This window comes from Sedimentibacter sp., assembly GCF_032080165.1.
Taxonomy (GTDB): Bacteria; Bacillota; Clostridia; order Tissierellales; family Sedimentibacteraceae; genus Sedimentibacter.
The window spans coordinates 403,744-414,149 of the sequence record NZ_DAMASY010000002.1 but is presented as its reverse complement, the minus strand read 5'-3'; the positions used below and the strand labels follow the sequence as shown (position 1 = coordinate 414,149).

Sequence of the window (10,406 nt, the reverse complement as noted above, 5' to 3'; positions counted from 1 at the left end):
TATTGACCTAGTTTTCGATGAGCCAGCTGACCTATTTTTAGATTAGCATAAACAGCTGTCAAACTTTACTAATAGTAAATAAATAAAATAAAAATTAAATTTAAATATTAACATCAAACCTCTGAGTAAATAACGATACTAAGTCAAGTATTGCATAAACCATGCCAACGAGAACACGAAAGATTTTAAAAGAGGGCACTTTCCTAACATTTTGAACGCATAAACGGTTTAAAAAAAAATAATAAAGGAAACAAATGCGATTCAAAATAGGAAAGTGAAGGTATAGTTAGTTCCTAACTATATTTAATTAAAATGGGGGAAGTCCCCCAAACCCCCTATAAAGAGCCAAGGTAAGCTTAACACTTCGACAAATTTAAACAGAGCTCCATCCGCTTCAAATAGATTATCAAATGTATTTAAAGGTTAACATTATTGTTACGTTACGATTACGCTGGGTTATCAGCCTGAGACCCGGAACGAATTTTTAAACTTTTAAAAGGAAAGATTAGGCGGAAAGCAAACAGCCATCCACCTTATTAATTTAATAAGATACGTTTCATACATTCTTGTAAAAATCAAGCTTTCGCTTAAATGCTTTTCTAAATCGTTTTATAAGACCTCTATACTCAACTGTAAATGGTTCATAAGCTTCATCAAATGAATTGTCCAGAATAACCTTATCCTTCAGATAAGAATCATCATAAGAAGTCATTATATGCTTTTTACGGAAATAAATAGATTGTTTGACAAGTCTCGGGCTTAATTGTCCTATATCTTCACCAACTAACTTACCGACGTTTTCTATCTCATAGTATTCTGTTATCTTGTTAAATAGTAATTTTCTTTCTATCCACATGAAGGAATCTGTAACATCACGTAAATAAGGTATTATACGGTGTGGGGATTGAGTAACATAATAAAGATTAATACCAAGATGTCGAGAACCATTATATTTTTTAAGTTCATCTTTATCAACAGATTTCCAATCCATATTAAAGAAATCAAGCCAAGCTTCATCAAAAATAAGAACAGAACCGGGCTCGAAATGCCCTGAAAGAAATCTATCTTTATCCATAACAAAAGTACGAACTTGAACCTTTTTAAAAAACCTTTTCGGATCTAAACTACGTACATAAGTCTTAATAGGATAACTACTATAAACTTTATAACCTGCTTTTAAATATCTAATCGCCAAACTTGTAGCATATTGATTCTTCCCGGAGCCGGGAAGTCCACATATACATTTAATCATTTTTTACAATCTCCTTTCACAAAGAAACATCCTTCCGGCTAAAGCTCGGAAGGATGTTCAAACTTATTATCTTCCTAAGAAACCGCGAGCCATGTGAACAACTATTGCAACAAACGATATTCCAAAGGTTAATAATAGTATGGGTTGACTTACAAACATTCCTATAACATCAGCGAAATAACCTGTTACAGCTGTAAATATAGAACCCATATCAGCCAATAAAGATGTTAACGTCATTTCTTCCATTCTCCTTTTCTCCTTAGATTTTATTTATTATTCAACTTGGAAACCAAGTTCAATACAAACATAAACATTTCATATATAAATTTAACTGTAAAAAGAGCGAGAATTATTGCAGCAACATATTCTAACATTACAAACTCTTCAGGAACTTGTCCTACCAACATACGAACTAAATCTAATGCCATTGACTAAATTCTCCTTTCAATTTTATGAACTGCAAAATCACATATATAGAACATAATAGCAACATAACATCAATTGTATTCTGCATCCTATCAAGACGTCCCATGACAGATATAGCGCTCTGTGATGTAGTTTCTACCAAAATTTCCTCATTTAATTTCTTAAACTGTTGATTTAAGTTATATGAATTAATCTGTATTTCTTCAAGAATATGAGTATAATCAATCTCATTTATTATTATTTCTTCCATCTACTTAATACCTTCTTTCTTAATCCAAAATACCGCCTATTTACATCCTTAACTGCTATATTCCTTTCAATCCTAAAGAACCTATATACAAAACTGTAAACAACTTGTACTATTAAAAATGTAACAAACAAACCGAGCAAAGACACATTAGTGTCTAAAACCTTTATATAGCGCAGACTATTTATAAAATTAACTATTTGCTGTATGTAAAATATTATAACTTCAATCATTTTCATCACTGCCTTTGTTTTTTTCCAAATAATCTAATTTAATTTTGCATGTATGACACACATCTGTATCAAATTCATAACATGTACAACCTAAAAATTTACAATAAACATTATAATCACTTAATCTTTCCATAATATCACCGACCTAACGCAAACTTTATAACAGCCACAGCAAAGCCAAATATTATTAATGCATACAATTCGGGGACACCTCGGAACATTAAAGCAATAGGTTCAATTAACAGGTACAAAAAAGACTTAATATTTTCAACAACATTTGAAATATCCGGTATAGTAATATCTCCAATAGTAGTACCTTGTCCCATATTCCAATCAGGAAGATTACCGCCTATTTCCTCATTGAGACCAGACCTATCATCTAAACCATCACCATCTTCGTCAACAAAATCAACTAAATTGTGATATGTAAATACTTCTGAAGTTAATTTTTCTCCTGTTTTTTTATTAGTCATTGTAAAGTATATCTGCTGATTTTCCGCTAAAGGAACTGAATAATTAGCTTTCATGTAACCTTGTATATACTTATTTTGTCCAATCTTTGTATTCCAAAAATCGTTAGAAATTACATTTAAACCCTTAATCGTATCCGAATGTGGTTCTATTATCCAATCAGACATCACCATAAATTCATTCTCTTCAAGATGAAACTGATATCCAACAGTTATAGCCCATTGATTATAGCTACCACTTTGCACAAATCCATTGCGTGGTTGACTTATAAACAACCTATCATCATAAGGAAACTCCGGGTCAACTGCATCCGGAAATACAATAGTTTGTCCACCTAAATCCCGAATAGGTATAGTGTTTTCTAAAATTTGAAAAGTAGAATTATGCCGAATAACACCAGCTATATTAGTTTGACAAACAATTGGTTCTTTTAAATTTAAAGCTTGACGTATTTGAGCAGTACTGTATTGTCTATCAACATAACTTATACGTGTATAAACACGTGGAATCAGTACAGTCCTATCTATAGGATTACCGCCATTGTCATAAGTTGTAATATAACTATTAACTCTATCTGCACCCCATAAATTATAGTTATTAACAGTATCACCGCTGAAATAATCAACGACTTCTTCCATATACTTAAATTCGCTATCTTCTTTAATGTAAGCCCAAACGTCATGTTCGGTTCTGTCCGGTCCTTGCAAATACAAAATATGCATATAGTATGGGTTTTCAGGTTCAGGTCCGTCGTTATAAACAATTGCATGAACATTTTGCAAACTGAACAAACAAACTAACATCAATACTATAAAAATAGTTTTTTTCACAATATCACCCCACTTAAAAAGGCATAGAAACTATGCCTTATTTTTTAATTTCAGGATACAACGTTTGAACTTCCGAAAGATAAGCCAAATCCTTTAATTTTAGAAGTATTTTACCTTGTGCATCTGATTTCATTTCAAAATCTGCCTCATACAATCCGGGCACTTTAATTATCTGTTTTCCTTTTTCAAGAGAAATAGAACTTTTTGAAAATCTAATGCCACGCTCATCATTTCCTACAACAGGAGACAAGTTATCAGTCAGCAAATAATGAATGCTAATTCCTTCATTATAGCCTGTCTTTGAATCATTCTCCATACGGTAACCCTTTACAAACGTTACAATCACATTTTGTTTCATAATTAATTCTCCTTTTATTTTTATTTTAATTCTCTATAAAATAAGCAATTTTTAAGCTTATCGTAATCATTTTGCTTTATGTCACTATTACAGATTAGTTTTTTATACCCTTCTTGTATTTTGCATGCCATGAAGTGAGAGCAGGGGGGACACTTTGTATTAATTAAAATTTTTATATCGTTACCACTCATATTTTACCTCCATAAATTGTGAAGCTTTAAATTGCGATATTTGCGATTTTTGACCTTAAATGGTATAATGTATCATTAATTTTATTTTAATAAGCCAAATAAAGAAAATAAAGGGTATATTAGTCTTATAGGACTAATATAATAATATAGTCTCATGGGACTATTGTCAAGAGAAAAAAGAAAGGAGGTAATTTTGTGTACAAGGAATTAAGAGAAAAACATAATCTTTCGCAATTAGATTTCGCCAACAAAATAGGAGTACAACAATCAGCAATAAGCAAAGTCGAACGAGGAGAAACAAAACCAAACTTCGACAGTCTAAAAGGAATATACAAAGTATTCGGAATTAAAGAAGTTGAAGAAATTCTAAAAAAAGAAGATTAAAAACCTTGTCGCAAAATAGTAATAGACGTTGAAAAATAAAATAAAAAAAACCTCTTGTAAATTCGCAAGAGGTAAACATATTTTATGTCGCAAAATAACTATTTTGCGACATATTCTCCAATAAACAAGGCGCAGATGGTCCAAATCGGCTCTGTTATTGAATTTGTGTGACTTTTAGCTTTTTTTCATCAATTGCAAAAATATTTTTTTATACTTAATAATTTTATTGCTTTTATTAACCTCATGTGTGATAAAAAAATTTAATATAAATATATTTAATTTTTTATATACCATTATATTAATTATTTTATAACTGGATTATTCCTAAAATTTAATAAATAGTATTAAACCTGCACTAACTTAAAATAATAATTATCTTCAAAAATTGCGAGGCTTTAAAATGCGTTTTAACGAAAGTTATTTTAATCTTTGACCCAATATACCTTGTAATATTTTGTAAAATTTTATAATTCTATACATATTAGCTTAACAGATATATTTATTAAAAAATATAGTACATTTTGATGATGTTCATGATATAGATTTCAAATGGAGATTTTTCACCGGCAGCCAAATATAAATTACATATTTTCTGTTTTGAAATGCTTCGTTTTATTCTAAGTGACGAACGCCGGAATTAAAATTAACAAAGGATAAACCCAATCGACCATATTTAAAAATAGCTTGTCTTTTTTTACAAATTTATATATAATTTATTAAGAAGATTTTGCGACATTTTATACTAAGGAGAAAATTGTGACTATAAATTATAATGACCTCTGCCCTGCTCCGCTTAGTGATTTTTTGGAGTATTCATTATCCATCAAAGGCAGATCAGAAAAAACTGTAAGTGAATATTATCTTGACCTTAGAACATTTTATAGATTTTTGGTAATTAGGTTTAAGCTATCCCCTAAGGTTAAGGATTTTGAAAATACTGATATTAACCTCGTCTCCCTTGATACGTTGAAAAAAATTAAAATAATGGACCTTCATTCCTTTATTGCGTATATAGATAGAGAAAGAAATAATTCAAATAGAACCAAAGCTCGTAAAATCGCCTGTTTGCGTTCGTTTTTCAAATATTTATACTCAATTGTTAAACTGATCCCTGAAAATCCTGCTTTGGATTTAGAAACTCCAAAGAAAAGCAGTCGTCTTCCCGTTGCATTAACTTTAAGCGAATCAAAAAATTTATTAACATCAATTTCCGGCTCTAATGAAAAACGTGATTATGCAATAATTACATTATTTTTAAATTGTGGTCTTCGTTTATCAGAACTTATAGGTATAAATATAGATAAAATCAAGGGTGATACACTAACCGTTGTTGGAAAAGGGAATAAGGAACGAACTATATATTTAAATGATGTTTGTGTAAAGGCAATTGAAGAATATTTGGAGGTTCGTCCGGATGCAAAGCCGGGTCATGAAAATGCTCTTTTTATCAGCAACAGAAAAACACGTTTTACTCAAAAAGGTGTGCAGCATATGGTTGATAAGTATTTAAAAGAGTCTGGCTTATCCGTAAGGAATTATTCGCCTCATAAGCTTCGCCATACTGCAGCAACATTGATGTATCAATATGGTCATGTGGATATACGTGCTCTGCAAGAAATTTTAGGACATGAAAGTGTTTCAACCACACAGATATACACACATATTGACAAGGAGCAGCTGCGTGATGCCGTTAAACAAAATCCATTAAATATTGAAGAGTCAGAAGCATAAAAAATTATGTAGATTCAATGAAATCATGGAATCTACATAATTTTATTATTGTCTTTCTTTTCTTATTTTTTGCAATTTTTTGAGAGCCTTTTTTGACCCTCTTGCAATATCCTTTTCTAACTTTCTATCTGCAAAGCTTGTAAATAATGAATTCAAATCATAACCTTCAGGATACAGTTCGGCTGCTTTGAATTCCAATTTTATTTGTCTTATATTCGCTTCAATAAATTTATTATCAGATAAAACCGTTACATTATTATATTCGTTTTTGGGTTTGTAAATTAACCCACTTTTTTTGTACTCTGTTAAATATACTTTATCGCCAATTTCAAAATTATCATTTTCAAATAAAGTATTTTCTATACTTATTTGTTCAGTTCTGATTTTATTTTTATTTACAGAAGTATAATTGTAATCCTTATTATTAATATAAAGCTCTGCCCTTTGTATCACATTTTCATCAATACCCATTTTTTTAGAAATCCATAATGCATTGCTCTTTCCTGATTCTCCAATTGATAATTTATATAATGGTTCCAAAGTATCACTGTTAAAAAGCATTGCAGCATTTTGAAAATCATTGTGTCTTAATGAAAAGTTCTTAATTTCTCCGTAATGTGTAGTTGCAATAGTTATAGCACCCCTGTGATATACTTCTTCTAATATTGAAATAGCTAATGCAGCACCTTCATTAGGTTCAGTTCCGCTTCCGATTTCATCAAAAAGTAAAAGAGTTGATTTATTTGCATTTCTAATTATTTCAGCAATATTTTTTATGTGAGAAGAAAATGTACTCAATGCATTTTCAATGCTTTGATCATCGCCTATATCTACAAAAATGTTACTAAATACTGAAATAACACTTCCTTTTTCACATGGCACATGAAAACCTGATTGCACGGCTAATGTAAATAACCCAACAGCTTTTAACACAACAGTCTTACCGCCGGCATTAGGCCCTGTTATAATAAGTGTTCTGAAATCCTTTCCTACGGAAAAGTTTAAAGGTACAACTTTCGCTTTTAGCAATGGATGTCGTCCATTTATTATGTTTATATAACCATAATCATTAATATCCGGAGAAATGCCTCCTATTGATATGCTGTATTTAGCTTTGGCTAAAATCATATCATATAAACCTATAACTTCTACATTCGTTTTAAATTCATTTATATACTCGCGAACTAAACCAGTTAAATAACACAAAATTTGATATTCTTCATTTGACTCTTCTACCTTTAGTTCCATAAGTTCGGATGTCAATTTACTCACTATAGATGGTTCAATAAAAACAGTTGATCCAGTAGATGAAGTATCCACTAAAGTTCCATCAACCTGATTTTTGTAGGATGACTTAATTGGTATAGTATATCTGCCATTTCTTTTTGTTATAAAAAAATCTTGAATAAAAGTTTTGATGCTTGATGATTTTAAAAATCCTTCTAATTTTTCTTCTATTTTAATTTCTGTGTTTTCAATGAGTCTTCTAATCCTTTTTAACTCCTTTGTTGCATTAGAGTCGATAATATTATTATGAATTGATTTATTGATTTCTTCTTCAACATTTTCAAGTTCTTTTATTGAACAACTGTAACTCATTAATATTGGAGCATGAAATTCTTTATCTTTCATGTAAAATTTTATTTTTCTGCATCCTCTTAGAAAATCAGAAACATTTCTTAATTGTTCTGGGTTGAGTATAGCTTCTTTTTCTATATTTATAATAATATTATCGATATTGACTATACCTTGTAATGGAACAATACTGCTTTCGAGCAAGAATTTTCCTTCTGATGTTTCAAGAAGCCTATTTTTTACAGTTTGAATATTTGAAGAAGGCAATAGTTTATCAATCATATTCTTGCCAAGATTGCTTACACAAAAATCTTTTACAATATTTTTTAATTCTTCAAATTGTAATTTAGTTAAAGTTGTATTATTCATTTTCGTTCCTCTCTTATTTAAATTTAAATAAGCTATGGAAGACATAGGTAGATTTATATAGTTGCACAAAAATAGCTGCGGATATTATCTCCACAGCTATAAATTTTCTTAATAAGGAAATATACATTATATAATATAATGCATTATAGTTTTGTGTGATTGTATCTTCCATAGACAATGATAATAAGCAAAATCAATCAAGCGTGACATTTTCGTTATCACAGCCTAAATGCTTATTATATATTAATTTAATCTATTGGTCAGATACACTCTCTAACATAAAAATCTCCTAACAATTACTTAAAATCTACCATTAATTTTATTATATTAATTGCAATGATAAATGTCAAGAAAAACTCTCTTTAATATGTGTTCATTCCACAGTCAAAGGAACTTTGATTACATCTCCAGGATAAATTGAAGCATTATGAATATTATTTGCTTTAGAAATTTCATATATAACTTGCCTTATTTCTCTATTGTCTGCGTAATCAGAAGCTATGGACCATAGAGTGTCCCCTTCTTTTACATTTATGTATTTAAACTGAGGTATGTCTTTGGAGTATGCATTTATAGTTAAAGTTGAAGCAAAAATTATAATGCTAATAAATAATACTGACATAAAAACAAATCTTTTAAAACGGCTAATATTAGTTATTCTGTATTTATTAAATATTATCATAATCCACCTCGAACAAATTTTCTGTTTTCATTTTAACAGAACATTAGTTCGATGTCAACAAGTTTTTGCAAAAAATTCAAACAAATGTTTGATTTATTTTTAGATGTATGTTAAAATATAGAAAAACTAAAAGAGGTGAACCAATGAAATATGATGGCTTAAGTGATAAGCAAATTAAAATACTAAAGTACATAAAAAATGAATTGACTCTCAGAGGTTATCCTCCATCAATCCGTGAAATCTGCCAGGCTGTCGGGTTAAGCTCTACTTCTTCGGTACATGCCCATATTAATACATTAGAAGAAAAAGGATACATAAAAAAAGGAAATAATAAAAGAAGAGCGCTCGAATTGATCGATGTTGATGACATATGCAGCAGTATGCCTAAAAAGGAAATTATAAATGTTCCTATTATAGGAACCGTTACTGCAGGAGAGCCGATTTTAGCAGTTGAAAATGTTGATGATACTCTGCCTATTTCAATAGATTTTGTTGGTAATAAGGAATCTTATGTATTAAAAGTTAAAGGCGAAAGTATGATTGAGGCCGGAATATTAGATGGTGATTATGTGATTGTTAACTCTCAGAATACAGCAAAAAACGGAGATTATGTTGTTGCTTTAATAGATGATGAAGCTACAGTTAAAACTTTTTATAAGGAAAAGGATCATATTCGATTACAGCCTGAGAATAAATTATTAGATCCTATCTTAGTAAAAAATCCGTATATATTAGGTGTTGTAAAAGCTGTTGTTCGAAAATATTAATATAATATTTAATATTCATTTATTGTATAATTAAGATATAACATTCATAAGATAAAGAATAGGTAGTCGGCTGAGCATGACTGACCTAAATCGTAAATTTAAATCAGTATGTAATTACTCTGCGCCACAGGGTAATTACTTAGCATTATGGATATATCCACGAGGATATGTCCTTTTTTATTATTTAATAAACTATCTTAGATAGATTATGTTTTATTTATAACATTAAAAATAGACAAGCTTTAAGAATAAATAATAAATTAAATCAGTTATTAGAAGCAGCATTAAAGTATCCAATTGAACAGGATGTATATGATAGTCATATTCATTCTTTATTAACCTTATCGGAGCTATTAGAACAGTATCAACAGCAATATTTTTCTTTACAGAATCACATATCTGAATCCATTTGCCATAGAAAGGATTACAACATATTATTTTCTATACCAAGGTATAGGAGACAATTTAGCTGCAACTATATTGTCTGAAATAGGAGATATACATAAATTTGATTCTGCAAAGAAGTTAATTGCATTTGCTGGAATAGAACCAAGCGTTTATCAATCTGGAAAGTTTAAATCATCACAGAATAAGATTAGTAAACGAGGATCCCATTATCTTCGTAGAGCACTATATATTGCTGTTTCTGCCCAATTAAGAAAAAGTAGTCGATGTGATGAATTTCGTGATTATTACTATAAAAAGAAGTCAGAAGGAAAACACCATAACGTTGCAATGATCGCATGTTCAAATAAACTTCTAAGAATGATATATGCTTTATTAACAAAACAAGAATATTATCATCAACAATAGATATAAAAAAATTTTTCAAATCTATCCTTGATATATTCTTTTTTAGTTTATAAAAAACAATATAAATTTAATCTTAT

At 29.6% G+C, this 10,406-nt stretch carries 14 protein-coding genes; 4 read left to right on the top strand and 10 right to left on the bottom strand.

The window, feature by feature from the left end; all coding sequences use genetic code 11:
* Window positions 1-556 precede the first annotated feature (556 nt).
* The 8 genes from RT412_RS04690 to RT412_RS04655 all read right to left on the bottom strand — a co-directional run bounded on the left by RT412_RS04690 (window position 557) and on the right by RT412_RS04655 (window position 4,008).
* Window positions 557-1,252 carry a zonular occludens toxin domain-containing protein gene (locus RT412_RS04690; RefSeq protein WP_313345703.1) on the bottom strand — a complete coding sequence of 232 codons (696 nt, stop codon included), beginning with the start codon at window positions 1,250-1,252 and terminating at the stop codon, window positions 557-559.
* Between the two features lie 66 nt (window positions 1,253-1,318).
* A complete protein-coding gene (locus tag RT412_RS04685) occupies window positions 1,319-1,498 on the bottom strand; it encodes a hypothetical protein (protein WP_313345701.1) in 180 nt (59 codons plus the stop codon).
* Window positions 1,499-1,518: 20 nt separating this feature from the next.
* Window positions 1,519-1,680 carry a hypothetical protein gene (locus tag RT412_RS04680; protein ID WP_313345698.1) on the bottom strand — a complete coding sequence of 54 codons (162 nt, stop codon included), beginning with the start codon at window positions 1,678-1,680 and terminating at the stop codon, window positions 1,519-1,521.
* Complete coding sequence (locus RT412_RS04675) at window positions 1,671-1,928, bottom strand: hypothetical protein (RefSeq protein WP_313345696.1); 258 nt, start codon at window positions 1,926-1,928, stop codon at window positions 1,671-1,673. Before RT412_RS04675 ends, RT412_RS04680 begins: the two co-directional genes overlap by 10 nt.
* A gap of 222 nt (window positions 1,929-2,150) precedes the next feature.
* Window positions 2,151-2,291, bottom strand: coding sequence for a hypothetical protein (locus tag RT412_RS04670; protein WP_313345693.1), 141 nt, complete (start codon window positions 2,289-2,291; stop codon window positions 2,151-2,153).
* A 4-nt stretch (window positions 2,292-2,295) separates the two neighbouring features.
* Window positions 2,296-3,459 (bottom strand): hypothetical protein, encoded by a 1,164-nt coding sequence (locus RT412_RS04665; protein WP_313345690.1) that lies wholly within the window; start codon window positions 3,457-3,459, stop codon window positions 2,296-2,298.
* Window positions 3,460-3,496: 37 nt separating this feature from the next.
* Window positions 3,497-3,817, bottom strand: coding sequence for a hypothetical protein (locus tag RT412_RS04660; RefSeq protein ID WP_313345688.1), 321 nt, complete (start codon window positions 3,815-3,817; stop codon window positions 3,497-3,499).
* A 20-nt stretch (window positions 3,818-3,837) separates the two neighbouring features.
* Window positions 3,838-4,008: a hypothetical protein gene (locus RT412_RS04655; RefSeq protein WP_313413102.1), complete on the bottom strand. Its 171-nt coding sequence runs from the start codon at window positions 4,006-4,008 to the stop codon at window positions 3,838-3,840.
* Between the two features lie 195 nt (window positions 4,009-4,203).
* Here RT412_RS04655 and RT412_RS04650 point away from each other — a divergent pair, with 195 nt between their 5' ends.
* Window positions 4,204-4,392, top strand: a complete 189-nt coding sequence (locus RT412_RS04650) for a helix-turn-helix transcriptional regulator (RefSeq protein WP_313345685.1) — start codon at window positions 4,204-4,206, stop codon at window positions 4,390-4,392.
* Between the two features lie 756 nt (window positions 4,393-5,148).
* Window positions 5,149-6,123 carry a tyrosine recombinase XerC gene (locus tag RT412_RS04645; protein ID WP_313345682.1) on the top strand — a complete coding sequence of 325 codons (975 nt, stop codon included), beginning with the start codon at window positions 5,149-5,151 and terminating at the stop codon, window positions 6,121-6,123.
* Window positions 6,124-6,168: 45 nt separating this feature from the next.
* Here the strand turns inward: RT412_RS04645 and RT412_RS04640 are convergent, their stop codons facing one another.
* Window positions 6,169-8,067 carry an endonuclease MutS2 gene (locus RT412_RS04640; protein WP_313345680.1) on the bottom strand — a complete coding sequence of 633 codons (1,899 nt, stop codon included), beginning with the start codon at window positions 8,065-8,067 and terminating at the stop codon, window positions 6,169-6,171.
* A 373-nt stretch (window positions 8,068-8,440) separates the two neighbouring features.
* A complete protein-coding gene (locus RT412_RS04635) occupies window positions 8,441-8,749 on the bottom strand; it encodes a LysM peptidoglycan-binding domain-containing protein (RefSeq protein WP_313345678.1) in 309 nt (102 codons plus the stop codon).
* A 143-nt stretch (window positions 8,750-8,892) separates the two neighbouring features.
* Between RT412_RS04635 and lexA the strand changes: the two genes are divergently transcribed.
* A complete protein-coding gene (gene lexA / locus RT412_RS04630) occupies window positions 8,893-9,516 on the top strand; it encodes a transcriptional repressor LexA (protein ID WP_313345719.1) in 624 nt (207 codons plus the stop codon).
* 363 nt (window positions 9,517-9,879) lie between these two features.
* On the top strand, window positions 9,880-10,329 hold the full coding sequence (locus RT412_RS04625) for a transposase (protein ID WP_398438912.1): 450 nt from the start codon (window positions 9,880-9,882) through the stop codon (window positions 10,327-10,329).
* Window positions 10,330-10,406: the final 77 nt, after the last annotated feature.

Excerpts from the sequence above, each read along its gene's own strand:
- RT412_RS04660 (WP_313345688.1), bottom strand. The coding sequence starts at position 3,817 with ATGAAACAAAATGTGATTGTAACGTTTGTAAAGGGTTACCGTATGGAG.
- RT412_RS04635 (WP_313345678.1), bottom strand. The coding sequence starts at position 8,749 with ATGATAATATTTAATAAATACAGAATAACTAATATTAGCCGTTTTAAA.
- RT412_RS04670 (WP_313345693.1), bottom strand. The coding sequence starts at position 2,291 with ATGGAAAGATTAAGTGATTATAATGTTTATTGTAAATTTTTAGGTTGT.
- RT412_RS04675 (WP_313345696.1), bottom strand. The coding sequence starts at position 1,928 with ATGGAAGAAATAATAATAAATGAGATTGATTATACTCATATTCTTGAA.
- RT412_RS04685 (WP_313345701.1), bottom strand. The coding sequence starts at position 1,498 with ATGGAAGAAATGACGTTAACATCTTTATTGGCTGATATGGGTTCTATA.
- lexA (WP_313345719.1), top strand. The coding sequence starts at position 8,893 with ATGAAATATGATGGCTTAAGTGATAAGCAAATTAAAATACTAAAGTAC.
- RT412_RS04655 (WP_313413102.1), bottom strand. The coding sequence starts at position 4,008 with ATGAGTGGTAACGATATAAAAATTTTAATTAATACAAAGTGTCCCCCC.
- RT412_RS04690 (WP_313345703.1), bottom strand. The coding sequence starts at position 1,252 with ATGATTAAATGTATATGTGGACTTCCCGGCTCCGGGAAGAATCAATAT.
- RT412_RS04640 (WP_313345680.1), bottom strand. The coding sequence starts at position 8,067 with ATGAATAATACAACTTTAACTAAATTACAATTTGAAGAATTAAAAAAT.
- RT412_RS04680 (WP_313345698.1), bottom strand. The coding sequence starts at position 1,680 with ATGGCATTAGATTTAGTTCGTATGTTGGTAGGACAAGTTCCTGAAGAG.